The following is an 18078-nucleotide window of genomic DNA, read 5'->3' as shown; positions in this document are numbered from 1 at the left end:
GCCGGCCTTGCGGCGAACAGTGGCTGCGGTCAATGCCGGGTAAGGCGCTGCCTTGCGCAGGCCTGGGCTTGTTCTGCCAGGGCGTCCAGGCGCTCATCACGCAACTGTTCCGCTGCCATCATCGCCTCGTCGCCATGCTGCTTGAGCAGGTAGGCGTGAATCTGCATGACTTCGACGGTCTGGTAGATCGGTGCGATGTCCAGCCGGCCGATCAATGCGCCGCTGGCCTGCCCAGTGCTGCTCATCAGCACCTGCGGGCCAGCGCTGGCGACCACCTGCAGGCCCATGGCCTCGAACCACGGCACCTGGGCCGGGAAGGCGCTGAGCTCGACACAGGCATAGCGCCCGCGCAGGTCATCCAGCAGGCCGCGGGCGACGCCTTGGCGGCGATGGCCGGCGGCCACCGCCAGAAACGCCAAAGCGCAGGCCTGTGGGTCGTCCTGGGCCGGTAATGCCAGGGCGAAACCGAGCAACTGGTCCGGGGCCTCGGCATCCAGGGCCAGGATCAGCTCGACCGCCAGGCCGCGGGTGCCGTCCAGGGCCATCAGGTACTGGTGCACCTCCAGGCCCACGCCGTACTGGTACAGCGGGTAGAGCGGGTTGTCCGGGCTGATGGCGACGCTGCTGAGCTGGCCGACATGGTCGATCACCAGTTGGCGGATCTGGTTCTGGAAGGATTCGGGCGGCACGCCGTCGAGGCGGCGGAGGATGAACATCGCGGGTAGGGCTCCGGGTGCTGCGTGTGGGGCGGGTATTCTACCTGTTGGTGGGGGTGGGGTGTTCGCCGTTAGGCATTCAGCGCCAGGGAGATCGCGCGCCGCCCGCGCGGCGCTCGATCTAACAGACGTCGCAAGACTATCGCCAAACCTCAGCCAATCCCCTGCACCCCGGGCAACATCAAATCAAGGTTCTGCACCGCCGCCCCCGAGGCCCCCTTGCCGAGGTTGTCGAACACCGCGGTGAGCAGCACCTGCCCATGCTCAGGGTTGGCATACAGCGCCAGGCGCAGGTCGTTGCTGTCGTTCAGCGCCTGCGGGTCGAGCGCCGCCGCCGGGCCTTGCCGATGCAGCGCCAGCACCTGCACATGGCGCGCGCCCTGGTAGTGCTGTTCCAGGCAGGCGTGCAGCTGTTCGGCGCTGACCCCCGGCAGCAGGCGCAGTTGCAGCGGGATGCTCAACACGATGCCCTGGCGGTAGTCGCCATAACCAGGCACGAACACCGGCCGCGCGCTGAGCCCGGCATGCCGCTGGATCTCCGGTACATGTTTGTGGGCCAGATCCAGGCCATACAGCTGCAGGGCCGGCAGGTAGTCGTCGCGGCGTTGTTCATGGCGCTCGACCGCTGCCCGGCCGCCGCCGGAATAGCCAGAGATGGCATGGATGCTCAGCGGGTAGTCCGCTGGCAGCAGCCCGGCCTTGACCAACGGCCGTAGCAGGGCAATGGCGCCGGTGGGGTAGCAGCCGGGGTTGCTGACCCGGGTGGCGCGGGCGATGCGCTCGGCCTGTTGCGCGTCCAGCTCTGGCAGGCCATACACCCAGCCTGGTGTGGTGCGGTGGGCGGAGCTGGCGTCGATCACCCGTACCGCCGGGTTGTGAATCGTCGCCACCGCATCGCGGGCGGCGTCGTCCGGCAGGCACAGCACGGCGATGTCGGCGCTGTTGATCGCCTCGGCGCGACGTGCCGGGTCCTTGCGCTCGGCCGCGGGCAGGGTGAGCAGGCGCAGGTCCTGGCGGCCGTGCAGGCGGGCGTGGATCTGCAGGCCGGTGGTGCCTTGGTCGCCGTCGATGAAAACGAGGGGCTGGTGCATGAGGGGTGTCCATCAGCAGGGAAATGATGCCGCCATCCTCGCCGGCCTTGGGCAGAAAGAAAATTTGTATATCATGACCACCTTGTTCAGAAATTCTGAACATGGGCTTGCGCTGTGCACGCCCGTAGGTGCCAGCCTTGCTGGCGAACGTGCCCCTTGCCAGCAGAACCCCACGCCCATGCGAGAAATCAGCCTAGACCGCCTGCGCACCCTGGTGGTGATCGCCGACAACGGCTCCTTCGCCGACGCTGCCCGCCAGCTCAACCTGGCGCCGCCGACCATCAGCCTGCACATCGCCGAGCTGGAGGCGCGCATCGGTGCCCCGTTGCTCAGCCGCACCCGGGGCCAGGTGCGCCCCACGGCAATTGGCGAAACCCTGCTGGCCCGCGCCCGGCGCTTGCTGGCCGATGCCGACCAGGCCCTGGACGAGGTCCGTCGCCAGGTCCAGGGCCTGACCGGGCGCGTGCGCCTGGGGGCCTCCACCGGCGCCATCGCCCATTTGTTGCCCCAGGCCCTGGATGCCTTGCGCGGCGAGCATCCGGGCATCGATGTCGAGGTCCAGGTGCTGACCTCCCAGGCTTCGCTTGCGCGCTTGCGCGAAGGCAGCCTGGATATCGGCCTGGTGGCATTGCCCCAGGAGGCGGGCAAGGGGCTGCAGGTCACGCCGTGGCGCCGCGATCCGATCATGGCCTACGTCCCCGCCGACTGGCGGCCGCCGGCGCGGGTCACGCCGGCCTGGCTGGCGGGGCGGGCGCTGATCCTCAACGACAGCACCACCCAGCTGTCGCGAGTGACCGCGCAATGGTTCGCGGCGGCGGGCCTGTACCCTGAAGCGCGTATCGAACTGAACTACAACGATGCGATCAAGAGCCTGGTGGCGGCGGGGTACGGGGCGACGTTGCTGCCGCAGGAGGGCGAGGGCGCCCAGCATGACCTGCGCATCGTCCGGCGCCCCCTGCGCCCCGGGATGTGGCGTCAGTTGGGCATTGCCTGTCGCCAAGGTGAGCCTGAGCGCGCCACGGGGCATGTGTTGCAGGCCCTGGCACGATTACGCCAGTAACCGGCCAGGCCGGCTGAACGGCAACAGGCCTGTCGAGAAGCGCCCGCGCATCGGTCGATGTGGGGCTATGCTCCTTGCTGCGCCGGCACGCAGGCCGGCGCATTTTCCCGCCGTCAGGTTGTTTCCCAGGAGAACGCGCCATGAAATCCATGACACTGCTAGTGATCGCTTCGGTGCTCAGCGTTGCCGCCCATGCCGAAGACAGCGCCAAGACCAACTGCGATGCGAAAATCGCCGAGCTGGAGAACATACTCAAGACCGATGGTCCAGGTTTGCATGGTGGCATGGCCCACGACTACAAGGAACACCTCAAGGCTGCCAAGGCCGCCCGGGACAACGGTGACATGGGCAAGTGCCAGACCTCGGCCGAGCAGGCCAAGACCATCTACAACAAGGCGCGGGGCAAGTAGCGGTTGCAGGCGCGGCCTGGTGCCGCGAAAGGGCCACGATGGGCTGTGCGACATCAATGGCTGGGGCTGCGATGCAGCCCTTTCGCGACACAAGGCCGCGCCTGCAGGCCTCGCATCTGTCTTGGGCGCGTAATCGCGCTGGTGTAAGCTCGCCCGGTCCTTTGCACGAGACCGCCCCATGCCTGCGTCCAGCCCACGCCTCGACAGCCTGCTCACCGGCAGTGCCCGGCCCTTTACCCGCCCAGGCTCGCATAGCGCCATCGACAAACAGCCCCGCCAGGATCGCTTGCAGGTGACCTTCCTCGGCCTGGCCGGCGACGAACAGGGCGACCTGCGCGTGCACGGCGGCGTCGACAAAGCGATCCACCACTACCCCCGCGACCATTACCCCGTCTGGGCCGCCGAACTCGGCGCGCACCCGCTGCTGGAGCAGCCAGGCGCCTTTGGCGAGAACTTCAGCAGCAGCGGCTGGTGCGAGACGGATGTCTGCCTGGGCGACCGCATCCGGGTCGGCACGGCGTTGCTGGAAATCTCCCAGGGGCGCATGCCGTGCTGGAAGCTCAACGACCGTTTCGAGCTGGCGCAGATGGCCTTGCGGGTGCAGCAGAGCGGGCGCACCGGCTGGTACTACCGGGTGCTCGAGCAAGGCGCGGTGGCGGCGGGCGATACCCTGGAGCTGGTCGAGCGGCCCCATGCCCAGTGGTCGGTGGCGCGGCTGTCGGCGGTGCTGTTCGACAAGCGCCTGGAGCCTGGGTTGTTGCGCGAATGCCTGGCCCTGCCGCTGGTGCCGAACTGGCGTCGAACCCTGGAAAAGCGCCTGGAACAGCGCGAAGTCGAGGACTGGACATCGCGCCTGCAAGGCCGCAGCGAAGGCTGACGGTTTGACTTTCACACGACAAGGAGCGCCCATGGCCTTCGAACTGGACGACCGCCTGGTGATCGGCGTGGCCTCGAGCGCGGTGTTCGACCTCGGCGAGTCGGATGCGGTGTTCCGCCGCGACGGCGAGGCGCAGTACCGCAAGTACCAGGAACAGCACCTGGATGTGCCGTTGGGCAAGGGCATCGCCTATCCCTTCATCAAGCGCCTGCTGGCGCTGAACGACCTGCGCGAGGACCCTGAGGACCCGCTGGTGGAAGTGGTGCTGCTGTCGCAGAACGACCCGGACACCGGCATGCGGGTGATGAAGACCATCGGCCATTACGGCTTGAACATGACCCGGGCGATCTTCACCCAGGGCCGCTCACCCTACGAATACATCCCGGCACTGAACATCGCCCTGTTCCTGTCCGCCGACAAGCAGCACGTCGATGCGGCGATCAAGGCCGGCTACCCGGCCGGCCAGGTGCTCGATTCGCAGTTCGACGATGACGAGCGCGACGACAACCTGCGCATCGCCTTCGACTTCGATGGCGTGCTGGCCGGGGATGAGTCGGAGGCGGTGATGCAATCGGGTGGGCTGGGCAGTTTCCATGCCCATGAGCTGATCAACGTCGCCCAGCCGCACAACCCCGGGCCGCTGAAGGAGTTCTTCGTGCGCATCGCGCGGATCCAGGCGGCGGAGGAGCAGTACAAGCTCGAACACCCCGGCTACGAGAATCGCCTGCGGGTGTCGATCGTCACCGCGCGCAACGCGCCGTCCCACGAGCGCGCGCTCAATACCCTGAAGAGCTGGGGGGTGATGGCCAACGATGCGTTCTTCCTCGGTGGCATCGAAAAGCGCCGGGTGTTGCAGGTGCTCAAGCCGCACATCTTCTTCGACGACCAGTCCGGGCACCTGAAGAGCACCCGTACGGTGGCGCCATCGGTGCATATCCCGTTCGGCGTGGGTAACCGCCCGGCTTGAACCTGTTCGCGAAGCTTGCGCCGGCGCGATCGAGGTAGGAGCCGGCCTTGCCGGCGAACACCGGCACAGCCGGTGCCAGCAGTTGCGGGTCAGAACCAGCGGTCGTTACGCTTGCGCCCGCGGGTCAGCGCCGGCAGGATCAGCCCGGCCAGCAGCCCGGCGCCGGCGATGCTGCCGCCATAGACCATGTAGCGCATCATCACCTGCTTGTTCTCGTCGCCCAGGCGCGCCTGGGTGTCGCGCAACGTCGACTGGCTCTGCTCGAGCTGTTCGTTCAGGGCCTTGTTGCGGGCCTCCAGCTCGTCGATCAGCGCCTTGCGCGAATCCAGGGTCTCCTGCATGCCCTGCACACGGTTCTTCCAGCTGTCGTCGATGCTCTTGAGCTGGCCGGCCAGCTCGGCCACCTGGGTGTCGAGCTGCGGCAGGCGCTCGCTCTGGCCGGGCACGGCCTGCAAGTCGCTGCTGAGGATCCACACCAGGTCGCCGCTTTGGCCACGCACCTGGCTGTAGTTGCCCTGGCTGGTCACCAGCGTCACCTTCTGCCCCGACTTGAGCGTGCCGACGATACGATGGCCGTCGGTGGGGCCGCTGCGCACGTAGGTGCTCAGGCTGTCGCTGACCCAGCGTGCATCGCTGGCCGGTTCCTCGGCATGGGCCGGGGCGGCGAGGGTGATCAGGGCGGCGATCAGGCCGCCGCGCAGGGCGGTGAAGGCAGGGGAGGCTGGCTGGTTGTCTGGCATGCTGGTCTTCGCTGAAACAGGACGAATGAAGGCCCGATGGCTGGGCCGCTGATCCGGTCGGGTGAATTGACCGTCAGCGAAAGACCGTTTTTTTGGAGGCAGGTTCACCGCTTGGGGTGGGAATTGTCTGCAGGATGGTGCAAAGGCTAGTGGCGAATTACTGGCGAATCAGCGGGGGGATGGCAGCGGTTTTGCCGCTGTTCGCCGGCAAGGCCGGCTCCTACACAGGATCGCTGCAGGAGCCAGCCTTGCTGGCGAAGCGGGCGCTACGAAGGGGTCAGGTCACCACCTGGTAACAGGGCACATACGCCGCGCCACCGGGCAACTTCATGCGGTGCTGGTCGACGAACGCCTGCAACAGCCGCCCCAGCGGGTCGAGAATCGCTGCGTCACCGCGGATCTGGTACGGCCCGTGTTCCTCGATCAGGCGGATGCCCTTGTCCTTGACGTTGCCGGCGACGACCCCGGAAAACGCCCGGCGCAGGTTGGCCGCCAGCTCATGGGGCGGCAGGTCGCGACGCAGGGCCAGGTCGGCCATGTGCTCGTGGGTCGGGTCGAACGGGCGTTGGAAGCCTTCGTCGATCTTCAGCAGCCAGTTGAAGTGGAAGGCGTCGTTGCGCTCGCGGCGGAACTGCTTGACCGCCTTGAGCCCCTCGACCATCTGCCGGGCCACTTCGGCTGGGTCGTCGATGATGATCTGGTAGTGGCGCTGGGCGGCCTCGCCCAGGGTGGCGCCGACGAAGGCGTGCAGTTGCTGCAGGAAGGCTTCGGCGCTGCGCGGCCCGGTAAGCACGACTGGGAACGGCAGGTCCTGGTTGTCCGGGTGCATGAGGATGCCCAGCAGGTAGAGGAACTCCTCGGCCGTGCCGGCGCCGCCGGGGAAGATGATGATGCCGTGGCCGACGCGGACGAAGGCCTCCAGGCGCTTCTCGATGTCCGGCAGGATCACCAGCTCGTTGACGATCGGGTTGGGTGCCTCGGCGGCGATGATGCCCGGCTCGGTCAGGCCCAGGTACCGGCTGCCGTGCATGCGCTGCTTGGCGTGGGCGATGGTGGCGCCCTTCATCGGGCCCTTCATTACCCCCGGCCCGCAGCCGGTGCAGACGTCGAGCTTGCGCAGGCCCAGCTCGTGGCCGACTTTCTTGGTGTACTGGTATTCCTCGCTGCTGATCGAGTGGCCGCCCCAGCACACGACCATTTTCGGCTCGACGCCGGGGCGCAGGGTGCGGGCGTTGCGCAGCAGGTGGAAGACGTAGTCGGTGATGCCCTGGGAGCTTTCCAGGTCGATGCGCTGGCTGGCCAGCTCGCTCTCGGTGTAGACGATGTCGCGCAGGGCGCTGAACAGCATCTCGCGGGTGCTGGCGATCATCTCGCCATCGACGAAGGCGTCGGCCGGGGCGTTGAGCAGTTCCAGGCGCACGCCGCGGTCCTGCTGGTGGATGCGCACCTCGAAGTCCTGGTAGGCCTCGAGGATGGTCTTGGCGTTGTCGACATGGGCGCCGGTGTTGAGGATGGCCAGGGCGCACTGGCGGAACAGGGTGTAGAGGCTGCCGGTACCGACTTCACTCAGTTGCTGGACTTCACGTTGCGACAGCGTCTCCAGGCTGCCCTTGGGGCTGACGGAGGCGTTGATGACATTGCGTTGGGGCATCTGGTCTTTCCTGTGCGGGTAAAACATCCTTCTTGGACAACACCATACAAGCAAACGTGCGTGGCAACGAGGGGGCGGGTGAAAAACCTTGGCGGCCAGGGGCGGCGCGCAACCGCGCCCAGGGGAAGGGCCTGTCAATAGCACAGTTGAGCGACTGTGCCGCAGGCCCGGCGGTGGTAGGTTTGTCGATAGCCTGGCCTGTTGCGCTGTTGGCAGGTCAAGCCAATGCCTGTGCGCCTGTCAGATCACTGAAAGGATTTCCAACATGAAAAAGCCCATGACTGCCCTGGCTGTATCCGCAGCGCTCACCTTCAGCGTCACGGTCGCGAACGCTTCCGTGCATCCGGCGCCGATCACCGCGCCGCAACCCGCCCATCAGGTTGCCGCCTCGCTTGCGACGCCCTTCGCCAGCGCGCAACCCACCCAGCAAGTTCAGCTGGCCAGCCTCGCCAGAAGCTGCTCCGATGAACGCTATTCCTGGTGGGAGTACAGCGGTTGGGAAATCGTTGGCTGCCTGGCCAGCGGCCAGTGGTGACCATTGACCTGGGCCTGGCGCGTGGCAAGCGCGCCAGGGCCGATGACACGCCTGATCGAGCGACATGGCTGTAGCGGGTCTGGCGCTCAGGCGACCTGGAACACGTGGCGCAGGTAGGCCACGAAATTCTCGTCCCGGCACTGGGTCTTGCCTGGGCTGTCGGAGATCTTCGCCACTGGCGCGCCGTTGCAGGCGGTCATCTTGATCACGATGTTCATCGGCGTGACGCCGGGGATGTCGCAGGTGAGGTGGGTGCCGATGCCGAAGCTGACCTGGATCCTGCCGTGCAGCGCTCGGTACAGCTCGAGCATCTTCTGGAAATTCAGCCCATCGGAGAAGATCAGCGTCTTGCCCTTCGGGTCGATCCCCAGCCGCTGGTAGTGGGCGATGGCCTTCTCGGCCCAGGCCAGCGGCTCGCCCGAGTCGTGGCGCAGGCCATCGAAGAGCTTGGCGAAGTACAGGTCGAAGTCCTTCATGAAGGCCTCCATGCCGATGCAGTCGGTCAGGGCGATGCCCAGCTGGCCACGGTACTCACGCACCCAGCACTCCAGCGCGGCGGCCTGGCTGTCGAGCAGCCGTGGGCCGAGTTGCTGGTGGGCCATGAACCATTCGTGGGCCATGGTGCCGATCGGCTTGACCTGGTACTCGCGGGCCAGGTGCAGGTTGCTGGTGCCGACGAAACGGCCGGGGAAGTCGCGCTTGAGGATGTGCACCACTTCTTCCTGCACCCGGTACGAGAAGCGCCGGCGGGTACCGAAGTCGGCCAGTTGCAGGCCGGCCAGTTCGTCGTCGCTGGCCTGCGCCCTGAGCCAGTCGAGCTTCTGGTACAGGCGCTCGCCGACCTGTTCGATCACCACCTCGCGATAACGGTAGCGGTTGCGCACCTCGCTGATGATCGCCAGCAGTGGGATCTCGAACAGGATCACATGCAGCCATGGGCCGCGGATGCGGATCGCCAGTTGCCCGGCATCGTCCAGCCCCACCTGCACGTAGCGCAGGTTGAAGCGGAACAGGCTGAGGAAGCGGATGAAGTCCGGCTTGATGAACGGGATCTTCTCCAGGTAGGCCAGCTGGTCGTGGGTCACCGAGACATCGGCCAACTGTTCGACCTGGTAGCGGATTTCGGCCAGGTAGGGCGCCAGGTCCTCGTTGTTGCGGCAGCGCAACTCCCATTCCACCTCGGCATTGGGGTAGTTGTGCAGCACCGCCTGCATCATGGTGATCTTGTAGAAGTCGGTGTCCAGCAGGTTCTGGATGATCCGTGGGCCGAAAACGCTGTCGCTCATGGGCGTTGCTCCTCGAGTTGCGCCAGTTGGCGGTCCAGGGCCTGTTCATCGGCGCACAGGTGGATGCCGGCGGCGGCCATCTGTGCGCAGGCCTGCTCGGCGCCCGCGGCGCTCAGTGCGCGGCAGGCCGGCAGGTACAACAGCACCTCGAACCCGGCGCGGCGCAGTTGCAGGGCCGTGGTGCGCACGCAGTAGTCCAGGGCCAGGCCGCCGACGATGATCGCCTGTGCCTGTTGCACCTTGAGGTATTCGATGACGCCGGTGGAGCGGCGTTCGCCCAGGTCGTGGTAGCAGGCGCCGTAGGGGTGCAGGTCGGGTTCGACGCCTTTCCACACGAAGTAGTCGTAGTCGATGGGGGCGGGCAGGCCGGGCAGCAGCTCGAAGCCCGGGGTGCCGGGGACGCAGTGGCTGACCCAGGTCAGGTCGGCGTTGGCCAGGGCCAGCGGTTGCAGCATTTGCCTGGCGTCGGCCACTACCCAGGCGGCGTTGGCCGGGTGGGCGTCCTTGCTACCCAGGCGCAGCGAGGCGCGCCGGGCCATGGCGTTGAGGGCCGGGGCGATCTGCTCGCCGCCGGGCACCGGCAGTTCGTGGGGCGCGTTGGCGGTGAAGCCGTTTTGGGCGTCGACGTCGAAGCTGGCGATCTTCATCTGGGCATCTCTCCCTGGCTGGATTGGCAATATAATCCACCTGGTAAATTAAGTGTGTCAAGGGGCCTTTTCTGATGGATTTAATCCTTGATCTATTTAATCGCTCTGGTGGAATATGGTGGCGCCTCGGAATGGAGTGAGTGTGTGAGCAGTGCAGAAGTCCTGGCCAGCGTGGATATCGTCGCGTTGCGCCTGTCCCCGCAAACCCAGCGCCTGCAGGTGTTGCTGCACCTGCGCGAGCGCGAACCGCATGCCGGGCAGTGGGCCTTGCCGGGGGTGATCGTCAATGGCCGTACCCCGGACAACAGCCTGGATGCCGCCGCCGCGCGGGCCTTGGCGGAAAAGGCGCGGGTGGTGCCGCGGCATCTGGAGCAGGTCGGCACCGAGGGCAATGCCTTTCGCGACCCGCGGGGCTGGTCGTTGAGCACCTACTACCTGGCGCTGCTTGACCCTGATGGGGAGGTTGACGAGACGCAGTTGGCCTTTGTCGACCTGGACGAGCTGTTGACACGCAAGCGGCTGTTGCCGTTTGACCATCGCCTGCTGGTCGAGCGCGCTTGTGAGCGGTTGGCGGCCAAGACCGTGTACAGCAACCTGCCGCTGTACCTGGTGCCGGCGCGCTTTACCGTGCTGGATGCCCTGGCCGCGGTGCAGGCGTGCCTGGGGCAGGCGGTCAACGGCACCTCACTGCGCAAGCGCCTGGAGCGCATGAAAGCGGCGGGCTGGGTGGAGGACACCGGGCAGAAGCATCAGCCCCGGCTGGGGCGGCCCCAGCAGTTGTACCGCCACACGCCGCAGGGCGCGGGGGCGTTCATGTTCGACCGTAGTTTGTTGGCGGGCGGCTAGGGCGCCGCTACTAACCCGGCGCCTATGCTGTTTTCGACCTGCCTGGCCGGTAGGCGCCAGCTTGCTGGCGAAGCAGGCGGCGCGGTAGATGGCACCGGCTGCGCCGGTGTTCGCCGGCAAGGCCGGCTCCTACGGGGTTTGCGGGTGGTCTTGGTCCCGTAGGCCCCAGCGTTGCTGGCGAACCAGGCGCCGCGGTGGCCGGCACCGGCTACGCCGGTGTTCGCCGGCAAGCCGGCTCCTACACGGATTGCGACCTGCCTGGCCGGTAGGCGCCAGCTTGCTGGCGAAGCGGACGACGCGGTGGCTGGCACCGGCTATGCCGGTGTTCGCCGGCAAGGCCGGCTCCTACGGGGTTTGCGGGTGGTCTTGGTCCCGTAGCCAGCGTTGCTGGCGAACCAGGCGCCGCGGTGGCTGGCACCGGCTATGCCGGTGTTCGCCGGCAAGCCGGCTCCTACACGGATTGCGACCTGCCTGGCCGGTAGGCGCCAGCTTGCTGGCGAAGCAGGCGACGCGGTAGATGGCACCGGCTGCGCCGGTGTTCGCCGGCAAGGCCGGCTCCTACGGGGTTTGCGGGTGGTCTTGGTCCCGTAGGAGCCAGCGTTGCTGGCGAACCAGGCGCCGCGGTGGCCGGCACCGGCTAAGCCGGTGTTCGCCGGCAAGCCGGCTCCTACACGGATTGCGACCTGCCTGGCCGGTAGGCGCCAGCTTGCTGGCGAAGCGGACGACGCGGTGGCTGGCACCGGCTATGCCGGTGTTCGCCGGCAAGGCCGGCTCCTACGGGGTTTGCGGGTGGTCTTGGTCCCGTAGGAGCCAGCGTTGCTGGCGAACCAGGCGCCGCGGTGGCTGGCACCGGCTCTGCCGGTGTTCGCCGGCAAGCTGTTGTGGCTCAATGTTTTTGGACCATGATGTAGGAGCATCAACCTAAGGACGCATCATGGGTTTTCGTAACGTTCCTGCTGAAGAAAAGGCCGAAGCTGTTCGCTTGGTCGTGGAAATGAACTACTCCGTGCCCAAGGCATGTGAGCAGATGGGAGTGGGGCCCACAGCCCTGCGACGCTGGGTTCGAGCATGGCGCAAGGAGCATGAAGGAGCCACGCAAACGACTCGGCCTCAAGACCAGGAACTCATTGATTCACTGAAGGCCAGACTAGAGCTGCTGGAGGCCGAGAACGACGTTCTAAAAAAGCAGTTGCCCTCTCATCTGAGGGCACTGTTCTGCCGAAGAAAGTGATCGCACGGCTCAAGGGTCGACTGTCCACGCGTCATTTGTGTCGACTTCTGAGCGTGCCACGTAGCAGTCACTACGCGAGCCGTAAGCCTCGGCTGATCAAGCCCATTGAGCGACGCTTGGAAAAGGAAATACGCCAATTGCACAGGACATTTCGCGGTGCTTTGGGTAGTCGAGGTTTTTCCAAGGAACTGCGAAAAAAAGGGTTCGCGGTCGGGCGCTATCGCATGCGTAGCTTGATGAAGAGGCTGGATCTGCACTGGAAACGCCCGCGCTACGCGCATTATCGGCGAGCCACGAAACCAGCCCCTACAGCTGCCAATCTCCTGGATCGCCGCTTCAACCCCGTGCATCCCAACGTGCGGTGGGCGGGAGATATCACCTACATACGGGCAGGTGGACGCTGGCTGTACATGGCAGTGGTGATGGACCTGTTTTCCCGCCGGATCGTGGGTTGGGCCTGTTCGAAAACAGCTGATACCGATCTCTCGCTCCGGGCCTTGCGGTTAGCTGTTGCCCTGCGCAAACCGGGTTCTGGATTGATGTTTCATTCTGACCAGGGGTGTCAGTACACCTCTGATCGTTTTGTAGGGTATTTGGCTGAAAAGAGTATCGTGCAGAGCATGAGCCGACGAGCCAATTGCTGGGATAACGCCGTTGTAGAACGCTACTTCAGGACGTTGAAGCAGGACTGGGTACCGGAGGATGGTTATACAAATCACAGAGAGGCGGAGAAAGATGTGATGGAGTTTATTGCTCACTACAACCATCACCGCTGTCACTACGCTTCGAACGATCTGCCACCAGCTACTTTTGAGGAGCTGGCGGCCTAAAAGCTCCTACGTCGTGGTCCAAAAAAACTGGACCACTACAAGCCGGCTCCTACGCAGTTCGCGACCTGCCTGGCCGGTAGGCGCCAGCTTGCTGGCGAAGCGGACGACGCGCAGGCTGGCTCCCATGGGCGCGTCGTCTAGGCGACAGAAGAGCCTTGCAGCTATCCTTGCACCATGACCAGCCAGCCCCCGCTACGCCACCCATGCCCGCCAGGCGCCTGTGACTGCGGGCGCGAACGCCTGGCCGACGGCCCGCAGCGGCGCATCCTGCTGCTCACCCGCGAGGAAGAAAAGCGCCTGGTCGCCCGCCTGGAAAACCTCAAGGACCTCGACGACCTGTACCACCTGCAAGCGCGCCTCTACGCACAGCTGGGCATCCGCGTGCGCATCAGCCCCGGCCTCAACGAAGTGCGCACCATGCGCGGCATCGCCATCGAGCTGGAGGCGCAGCCGGGCCTGTGCCGCAAGACCCGCCAGGCGATCCCGGCCGCCATCCGCCGCGGCCTCGAGCGTAACCCGCAGGTGGCCTTCCGCCTGCTCGATGCCCACGACCTGCTGCGCGACGCCTGAACCTCAGCGCATCGCCGCCAGCTTGATGCCAAAGCCCAGCAGGCATACCCCGGCCAAGCGTTCGAGCGCATGCGTCACCCGTGGGCTGGCACGCATGCGTTCGGTCAGGTGGTGGGTGAGCAGCACGGCCACCAGCCCGTAGAGCAGGGTCAGCCCGGCCACGGTCAGGGCCATGAAGGCGAAAGTCAGCATGCCCTGGTGGCGCAGCGGGTCGATGAACAGCGGGAAGAAGGCCATGTAGAACATGATCGCCTTGGGGTTGAGCAAGGTGATCATCATGGTCTGGCGCAGGTAGCGGCCGCTGGCCATGCCGCTTTCGCGTGGCGCCGCGCCGGGCTTGCTCAGGACCATGCGCAGGCCGAGCCAGGCCAGGTAGGCCGCGCCGGCCCATTGCACCACGTGAAAGGCGGCCGGGTAGGCGGCCAGCAGCGCGGCGACGCCGGCCACCGCCAGCCACATCAGCACCTGGTCGCCGAGGATCACCCCGCAGGTGGCGGCCAGGCCGCCTCTGATGCCGCCCTTGCCGGTGGCGGTGATCAGGGCGAAGTTACCGGGGCCGGGGATTGCCAGGAGAATGAGGAACGCGATCACGAAAGCGCCGTAGTCGGTTACGCCGAGCATGGGGAGTCTCCTGGAGGGTGGGGGCAGAGAGGGATATATGCCATCATCCGCGGCACTTGCAAAGTGGCAAGGTCACAAGGAGGTGGACATGGCGTTTTGCGCGGATGAGCGGGCGCAGTTGCTGGCGGTCAAGGGCGTGGGCCCGACCGTGGTGCAGCGCCTGGAGCAGCTGGGGTTCGACTCGCTGGCGCAGTTGGCCGAGGCCGAGGCCCTGCAGATCGTCGCTGCGGCGGCGAGCCTGGTGGGCAGCAGTTGCTGGAAGAACAGCCCGCAGGCCCGGGCGGCGATCCAGGCGGCCATCGCCCGGGCGCGCGAGTCGATCGGCGCGTCTGGCTAATTTTCCCTGGTTGCTGTTCGTTCCCTTGAAAGCCGCCCTGCGCCAGGCGCGTTCGGCCCTCATCATCAAGGAGACAGGCAATGACTTCCGTTTTCGACCGCGACGACATCCAGTTCCAGGTAGTGGTCAACCATGAAGAGCAGTATTCGATCTGGCCGGACTACAAGGCCATTCCCAACGGCTGGCGCGCGGTGGGCAAGAGCGGCCTGAAGAAGGACTGTCTGGCCTACATCGACGAAGTCTGGACCGACATGCGTCCGCTGAGTCTGCGCCAGCAGATGGCTGCGGCGCAGTAAGGCGGTGTCGGCACTGAACCTGCTGTGCCTGCCGTATTCCGGCGCCAGTGCCATGGTCTACAGTCGCTGGCGGCGCAAGCTGCCAGCCTGGCTGCAGGTGCGTCCGCTGGAGTTACCTGGGCGCGGTGCGCGCATGGCCGAGCCCTTGCACACCGACCTGCAGGCGTTGGCCCGGCAGTTGGCTGCCGAGCAGCGGCTGGTGGCTCAGGCGCCTTATGCGTTGCTTGGGCATAGCCTGGGGGCGCTGGTGGCGTTCGAGTTGGCCCACGAGCTACGTGCGTTGGGCTGCCCGGCGCCGGTGGCGTTGTTTGCCTGTGGTACTGCCGCGCCCACCCGCCGCGAAGATTACGACAGCCCCCGCTGGACCGAGCCACGCGGCGATGCCGAGCTGATCGCCGAGCTGCGCAAGCTGGGCGGGACGCCGGAGGAGGCTTTGGGCAACGAAGAACTGATGAGTTTGACCTTGCCGATCGTGCAGGCTGACTTTCTGCTCTGCGGGCGTTATGCCTATCGGCAGCGAGCGCCTTTGAGCTGTCCGCTGCATGTGCTTGCTGGCGAGGAAGATCGGGCCAGTGACGAGCAGTTGCAGGCGTGGGGGCGGGAGACGGTGGGTGATTATTCGCTGGCCAAGTTTCCTGGGGGGCATTTCTTCATTCATGAGCATGAGGATCGGGTGCTCGAGGCGCTCAGTCGTACTTTGGAGCCGCTGCGGCTTTCTGCTTGAATCTTGCTCCTGCTCTTGCTCCTGCTCCTGCTCCTGCTCCTGCTCCTGCTCCTGCTCCTGCTCTGCTTTTGATTTTGCTTCTAAGCGCGCGATAGTTCAGGCAATACAAATTGCGACTTCAGGAGGCCGAGCGGAGTTCTTGCGTAGTGGGGCGACGGCCATGGATGGCCGTCGAGCGCTGCGCCCCAGGATGGGGCGTACAGCGCGGTCCCCACGGGAGCAAGAACGGAGCGAGGGAACCCCGGAGCGAAGCGTAGGGGCCGGATGAATGGAGCGAGGATTTTTTGGTTCCTTTTTGATCCTTCAAAAAGGGACCCGCCGTAAGGGCGGAAAGGTGACTATGCGTCGCCATCGCCAATGAATGAGCGTATAACTTTCAAAACCCACGCTCTGAAAGTCAAAGTCAAAGTCAAAGTCAAAGTCGGTCCGCGTCTGTTTTAACAGTTGTAGGCGCATTCATTTGCTATGTCGACGCGCAGTCACCTTTTCGCCTTTACGGCGAGTCACTTTTTGTCAAACGCGACAAAAAGTAACCAAAAAACGCTGCGCTCCATTCATCCGGCCCTACGCTTCGCTCCGGGTTCCCTCACTCCGGCCTTGCTCCCGGGAGGACCGCGCTGTAGGGCCCATCCTGGGCCCCAGCGCTTGACGGGCATCCATGCCCGTCACCTCCCTTCGCAAGGCCTGCGTTCGGCCTCCTGAAGTCGCGAAGTTACGGGCGGCGCCTGTACCGGCGCAGCTACCGCTAGCGGGTTCCGAGGTTCATCTTCCGATCAAGATCAAGATCAAGATCAAGATCAAGATCAAGATCGGTAGCAACGGCTTACTGCGTTGGGCGCTCTGCTTCGCTGCGCGAGACCGCGCCTCCATTGACGCCAGCCCCCTCCTGGGTAAGGCTAACGCTCCTTCCCCAAGGCAATGAGACCGCCCATGCTGATCGATCCCCGCCAGGCCACGCTACTGGTCGTCGACATCCAGGAAAAACTCATCGGCGCCATGCGCGACCCCGAGGGCACCGCAGCCCGCGCCCGCTGGCTGCTGGCCGCAACCACCGAGCTGCAACTGCCGACCGTCATCTCCGAGCAATACCCCAAAGGCCTCGGCCACACCCTGGCCGCACTCAAGGCCGCCGCGCCCAGCGCCGAAATCGTCGAAAAACTGCACTTCTCCTGCGTTGCCGCCCAATGCCTGCCAGCCAGCCTGCTGGCCCGCGAGCAGGTGATCGTCTGCGGCATGGAAACCCACGTCTGCGTGCTGCAGACCGTGCTCGGCCTGCTCGCCCTGGGCAAGCAGGTGTTCGTGGTCGAGGACGCCTGCGACAGCCGTACCGCCGCCAGCAAGGCCGCAGGCCTGGCGCGCATGCGCGATGCCGGCGCCCAGGTAGTGACCCGCGAGATGGTGCTGTTCGAGCTGCTGGGCAGCGCCAGCCATCCATTGTTCCGCCACATCAGCAAAACCTACCTGGTCGGGGAACAACCCTGAACGGCCGCCTGCTGGCCGCCGGGCTGCTGGGCCTGGGGCTGCTCCAGGGCTGTGCCGGGCGCCATGACGCGACGCAGCAGAGCGAGCCGGCCAAGGTCCGAGCCCAACTGCTTCGCCTGCTACCGGCCCAGGTCAAGGATCGTGAAGGCTGGGCCACGGATATCCAGGTGGCGTTCCAGGCCCAGGGCCTGACCCCGAGCAAGAGCAACCTGTGCGCGGTGCTGGCAGTGACCGAACAGGAGTCGACCTTCAACGCCGACCCCCAGGTGCCCAACCTTGGCCGCATCGCCCGCGCGGAAATCGACCGCCGCGCGGCGCGCCTGCACATTCCGAAACTGCTGGTGGACGGCGCCCTGCAAACCCCCTCGAGCAACGGCAAGAGCTACCAGCAACGGCTGCAGGCGGTACGCAGCGAGAAGCAGCTCAGTGCCCTGTACGACGAGGTGATCGGCCGCCTGCCGCTGGGCCGCACGCTGCTGGGCGGGCTCAACCCGGTGCACACGGGCGGGCCGATGCAGGTGAGCATCGACTTTGCCGAGCAGCACACCAAGGGCTACCCCTACGACTACCAGGGGACGGTGCGCCAGGAGGTGTTCAGCCGCCGTGGCGGCCTGTACTTCGGCATCGCCCACCTGCTGGGCTACCCCACCCATTACCAGCGCCAGCTGTACCGCTTCGCCGATTTCAACGCCGGTTGGTACGCCAGCCGCAACGCCGCGTTCCAGGCCGCGCTGAGCCGGGTGAGCGGCGCGCCGCTGGCGCTCGATGGCGACCTGATCGCCCCGGGCGCGATCATGCCCGGCACCACCGAACGGGCCGCGCGCACGCTCGGGCCGCAGTTGCGGCTGCGCAATCCGCAGATCCGCGCGCAGTTGGAACAGGAGGGCAGCCTGGGGCTGGAGCAGACCGCGCTGTATCGCGGCGTGTTCGCCCTGGCCGAGGCCAAGGCCGGCAAGGCGCTGCCGCGCGCGGTATTGCCGGGCATCGAGCTGAAGAGCCCGAAGATCACCCGCAAGCTGACCACGGCGTGGTTTGCCGGCAGGGTGGATGAGCGCTATCAGCGCTGCATGAAGCGTTGAGGGGCATGCTGCGGGTTTGCTGAAAGGGCGCGATCCCCGCGCCGCCTGGTTCGCCAGCCAGGCTGGCGCCTACAGCAGGTTG

The 18078-nt window shown here is 65.9% G+C and carries 22 protein-coding genes; 15 read left to right on the top strand and 7 right to left on the bottom strand.

Translation table 11 applies throughout. From position 1 onward, the window contains the following. Nucleotides 1-29: 29 nt before the first annotated feature. Together KSS95_RS17575 and argC are read right to left on the bottom strand one after the other, a co-directional pair. Nucleotides 30-716: a GNAT family N-acetyltransferase gene (locus KSS95_RS17575; protein ID WP_217848332.1), complete on the bottom strand. Its 687-nt coding sequence runs from the start codon at nucleotides 714-716 to the stop codon at nucleotides 30-32. A 152-nt stretch (nucleotides 717-868) separates the two neighbouring features. After that, nucleotides 869-1807: an N-acetyl-gamma-glutamyl-phosphate reductase gene (gene argC / locus KSS95_RS17570; protein WP_217848331.1), complete on the bottom strand. Its 939-nt coding sequence runs from the start codon at nucleotides 1805-1807 to the stop codon at nucleotides 869-871. Nucleotides 1808-1985: 178 nt separating this feature from the next. On the opposite strand from argC, the gene KSS95_RS17565 reads away from it, so the two are divergent. From KSS95_RS17565 to KSS95_RS17550, 4 genes are all read left to right on the top strand, one after another. Next, a complete protein-coding gene (locus tag KSS95_RS17565) occupies nucleotides 1986-2867 on the top strand; it encodes a LysR family transcriptional regulator (protein WP_217848330.1) in 882 nt (293 codons plus the stop codon). A gap of 140 nt (nucleotides 2868-3007) precedes the next feature. Next, on the top strand, nucleotides 3008-3277 hold the full coding sequence (locus tag KSS95_RS17560; protein WP_217848329.1) for a PA2433 domain-containing protein: 270 nt from the start codon (nucleotides 3008-3010) through the stop codon (nucleotides 3275-3277). A gap of 178 nt (nucleotides 3278-3455) precedes the next feature. After that, entirely contained in the window at nucleotides 3456-4154 is a 699-nt protein-coding gene (locus KSS95_RS17555) for an MOSC domain-containing protein (RefSeq protein WP_217848328.1), read from the top strand. 31 nt (nucleotides 4155-4185) lie between these two features. Further along, a complete protein-coding gene (locus KSS95_RS17550) occupies nucleotides 4186-5121 on the top strand; it encodes a 5'-nucleotidase (RefSeq protein WP_217848327.1) in 936 nt (311 codons plus the stop codon). A gap of 89 nt (nucleotides 5122-5210) precedes the next feature. Here KSS95_RS17550 and KSS95_RS17545 read toward each other — a convergent pair whose 3' ends face one another. Further along, nucleotides 5211-5861, bottom strand: a complete 651-nt coding sequence (locus tag KSS95_RS17545; protein WP_217848326.1) for a TIGR04211 family SH3 domain-containing protein — start codon at nucleotides 5859-5861, stop codon at nucleotides 5211-5213. Nucleotides 5862-6138: 277 nt separating this feature from the next. Further along, nucleotides 6139-7512, bottom strand: coding sequence for a nucleotide 5'-monophosphate nucleosidase PpnN (ppnN, locus tag KSS95_RS17540; RefSeq protein WP_217848325.1), 1374 nt, complete (start codon nucleotides 7510-7512; stop codon nucleotides 6139-6141). A gap of 265 nt (nucleotides 7513-7777) precedes the next feature. Here ppnN and KSS95_RS17535 point away from each other — a divergent pair, with 265 nt between their 5' ends. After that, nucleotides 7778-8047, top strand: a complete 270-nt coding sequence (locus tag KSS95_RS17535; RefSeq protein ID WP_217848324.1) for a hypothetical protein — start codon at nucleotides 7778-7780, stop codon at nucleotides 8045-8047. A gap of 86 nt (nucleotides 8048-8133) precedes the next feature. On the opposite strand, the gene pncB is transcribed toward KSS95_RS17535, so the two are convergent. Then, nucleotides 8134-9333: a nicotinate phosphoribosyltransferase gene (gene pncB / locus KSS95_RS17530; protein WP_217848323.1), complete on the bottom strand. Its 1200-nt coding sequence runs from the start codon at nucleotides 9331-9333 to the stop codon at nucleotides 8134-8136. Further along, nucleotides 9330-9980: a nicotinamidase gene (locus KSS95_RS17525; RefSeq protein WP_217848322.1), complete on the bottom strand. Its 651-nt coding sequence runs from the start codon at nucleotides 9978-9980 to the stop codon at nucleotides 9330-9332. The genes pncB and KSS95_RS17525 overlap by 4 nt, the downstream gene beginning before the upstream one ends. 144 nt (nucleotides 9981-10124) lie before the next feature. Here KSS95_RS17525 and KSS95_RS17520 point away from each other — a divergent pair, with 144 nt between their 5' ends. From KSS95_RS17520 to KSS95_RS17505, 4 genes are all read left to right on the top strand, one after another. Beyond that, a complete protein-coding gene (locus tag KSS95_RS17520) occupies nucleotides 10125-10826 on the top strand; it encodes an NrtR DNA-binding winged helix domain-containing protein (RefSeq protein ID WP_217848321.1) in 702 nt (233 codons plus the stop codon). A gap of 934 nt (nucleotides 10827-11760) precedes the next feature. Continuing rightward, complete coding sequence (locus KSS95_RS17515; protein WP_217848088.1) at nucleotides 11761-12057, top strand: transposase; 297 nt, start codon at nucleotides 11761-11763, stop codon at nucleotides 12055-12057. Further along, the gene (locus KSS95_RS17510) at nucleotides 12054-12887 is read left to right on the top strand and encodes an IS3 family transposase (RefSeq protein WP_217848111.1); all 834 of its coding nucleotides are present in this window, start codon (nucleotides 12054-12056) and stop codon (nucleotides 12885-12887) included. The genes KSS95_RS17515 and KSS95_RS17510 overlap by 4 nt, the downstream gene beginning before the upstream one ends. Before the next feature lie 174 nt (nucleotides 12888-13061). After that, nucleotides 13062-13457 (top strand): hypothetical protein, encoded by a 396-nt coding sequence (locus KSS95_RS17505; RefSeq protein WP_217848320.1) that lies wholly within the window; start codon nucleotides 13062-13064, stop codon nucleotides 13455-13457. Between the two features lie 3 nt (nucleotides 13458-13460). On the opposite strand, the gene KSS95_RS17500 is transcribed toward KSS95_RS17505, so the two are convergent. Continuing rightward, nucleotides 13461-14078, bottom strand: a complete 618-nt coding sequence (locus KSS95_RS17500) for a LysE family translocator (RefSeq protein WP_217848319.1) — start codon at nucleotides 14076-14078, stop codon at nucleotides 13461-13463. A gap of 88 nt (nucleotides 14079-14166) precedes the next feature. Here KSS95_RS17500 and KSS95_RS17495 point away from each other — a divergent pair, with 88 nt between their 5' ends. The 6 genes from KSS95_RS17495 to KSS95_RS17475 all read left to right on the top strand — a co-directional run bounded on the left by KSS95_RS17495 (nucleotide 14167) and on the right by KSS95_RS17475 (nucleotide 17996). Continuing rightward, nucleotides 14167-14415 carry a helix-hairpin-helix domain-containing protein gene (locus KSS95_RS17495; RefSeq protein ID WP_217848318.1) on the top strand — a complete coding sequence of 83 codons (249 nt, stop codon included), beginning with the start codon at nucleotides 14167-14169 and terminating at the stop codon, nucleotides 14413-14415. 80 nt (nucleotides 14416-14495) lie between these two features. Continuing rightward, nucleotides 14496-14711, top strand: a complete 216-nt coding sequence (locus KSS95_RS17490) for an MbtH family protein (protein WP_134693884.1) — start codon at nucleotides 14496-14498, stop codon at nucleotides 14709-14711. A gap of 4 nt (nucleotides 14712-14715) precedes the next feature. Continuing rightward, nucleotides 14716-15435 (top strand): thioesterase II family protein, encoded by a 720-nt coding sequence (locus tag KSS95_RS17485; protein ID WP_217848317.1) that lies wholly within the window; start codon nucleotides 14716-14718, stop codon nucleotides 15433-15435. 658 nt (nucleotides 15436-16093) lie between these two features. After that, nucleotides 16094-16357, top strand: coding sequence for a hypothetical protein (locus tag KSS95_RS24875; RefSeq protein WP_437179557.1), 264 nt, complete (start codon nucleotides 16094-16096; stop codon nucleotides 16355-16357). Nucleotides 16358-16365: 8 nt separating this feature from the next. Beyond that, nucleotides 16366-16917, top strand: a complete 552-nt coding sequence (locus KSS95_RS17480) for an isochorismatase family protein (RefSeq protein ID WP_217848316.1) — start codon at nucleotides 16366-16368, stop codon at nucleotides 16915-16917. Beyond that, nucleotides 16914-17996 carry a DUF1615 domain-containing protein gene (locus KSS95_RS17475; RefSeq protein WP_437179622.1) on the top strand — a complete coding sequence of 361 codons (1083 nt, stop codon included), beginning with the start codon at nucleotides 16914-16916 and terminating at the stop codon, nucleotides 17994-17996. Before KSS95_RS17480 ends, KSS95_RS17475 begins: the two co-directional genes overlap by 4 nt. The last annotated feature ends 82 nt before the right edge of the window (nucleotides 17997-18078 follow it).

This window comes from Pseudomonas muyukensis, assembly GCF_019139535.1.
Taxonomy (GTDB): Bacteria; Pseudomonadota; Gammaproteobacteria; order Pseudomonadales; family Pseudomonadaceae; genus Aquipseudomonas; species Aquipseudomonas muyukensis.
Note: the sequence above shows the minus strand (reverse complement) of the source record. Positions and strands in the feature narration are given on the sequence as shown.

What these genes read in the sequence shown, in the direction of transcription:
- KSS95_RS17575 (WP_217848332.1), bottom strand. Translation starts at nt 716, where the DNA reads ATGTTCATCCTCCGCCGCCTCGACGGCGTGCCGCCCGAATCCTTCCAG.
- argC (WP_217848331.1), bottom strand. Translation starts at nt 1,807, where the DNA reads ATGCACCAGCCCCTCGTTTTCATCGACGGCGACCAAGGCACCACCGGC.
- KSS95_RS17565 (WP_217848330.1), top strand. Translation starts at nt 1,986, where the DNA reads ATGCGAGAAATCAGCCTAGACCGCCTGCGCACCCTGGTGGTGATCGCC.
- KSS95_RS17560 (WP_217848329.1), top strand. Translation starts at nt 3,008, where the DNA reads ATGAAATCCATGACACTGCTAGTGATCGCTTCGGTGCTCAGCGTTGCC.
- KSS95_RS17555 (WP_217848328.1), top strand. Translation starts at nt 3,456, where the DNA reads ATGCCTGCGTCCAGCCCACGCCTCGACAGCCTGCTCACCGGCAGTGCC.
- KSS95_RS17550 (WP_217848327.1), top strand. Translation starts at nt 4,186, where the DNA reads ATGGCCTTCGAACTGGACGACCGCCTGGTGATCGGCGTGGCCTCGAGC.
- KSS95_RS17545 (WP_217848326.1), bottom strand. Translation starts at nt 5,861, where the DNA reads ATGCCAGACAACCAGCCAGCCTCCCCTGCCTTCACCGCCCTGCGCGGC.
- ppnN (WP_217848325.1), bottom strand. Translation starts at nt 7,512, where the DNA reads ATGCCCCAACGCAATGTCATCAACGCCTCCGTCAGCCCCAAGGGCAGC.
- KSS95_RS17535 (WP_217848324.1), top strand. Translation starts at nt 7,778, where the DNA reads ATGAAAAAGCCCATGACTGCCCTGGCTGTATCCGCAGCGCTCACCTTC.
- pncB (WP_217848323.1), bottom strand. Translation starts at nt 9,333, where the DNA reads ATGAGCGACAGCGTTTTCGGCCCACGGATCATCCAGAACCTGCTGGAC.
- KSS95_RS17525 (WP_217848322.1), bottom strand. Translation starts at nt 9,980, where the DNA reads ATGAAGATCGCCAGCTTCGACGTCGACGCCCAAAACGGCTTCACCGCC.
- KSS95_RS17515 (WP_217848088.1), top strand. Translation starts at nt 11,761, where the DNA reads ATGGGTTTTCGTAACGTTCCTGCTGAAGAAAAGGCCGAAGCTGTTCGC.
- KSS95_RS17505 (WP_217848320.1), top strand. Translation starts at nt 13,062, where the DNA reads ATGACCAGCCAGCCCCCGCTACGCCACCCATGCCCGCCAGGCGCCTGT.
- KSS95_RS17500 (WP_217848319.1), bottom strand. Translation starts at nt 14,078, where the DNA reads ATGCTCGGCGTAACCGACTACGGCGCTTTCGTGATCGCGTTCCTCATT.
- KSS95_RS17495 (WP_217848318.1), top strand. Translation starts at nt 14,167, where the DNA reads ATGGCGTTTTGCGCGGATGAGCGGGCGCAGTTGCTGGCGGTCAAGGGC.
- KSS95_RS17490 (WP_134693884.1), top strand. Translation starts at nt 14,496, where the DNA reads ATGACTTCCGTTTTCGACCGCGACGACATCCAGTTCCAGGTAGTGGTC.
- KSS95_RS24875 (WP_437179557.1), top strand. Translation starts at nt 16,094, where the DNA reads ATGCCCGTCACCTCCCTTCGCAAGGCCTGCGTTCGGCCTCCTGAAGTC.
- KSS95_RS17480 (WP_217848316.1), top strand. Translation starts at nt 16,366, where the DNA reads ATGCTGATCGATCCCCGCCAGGCCACGCTACTGGTCGTCGACATCCAG.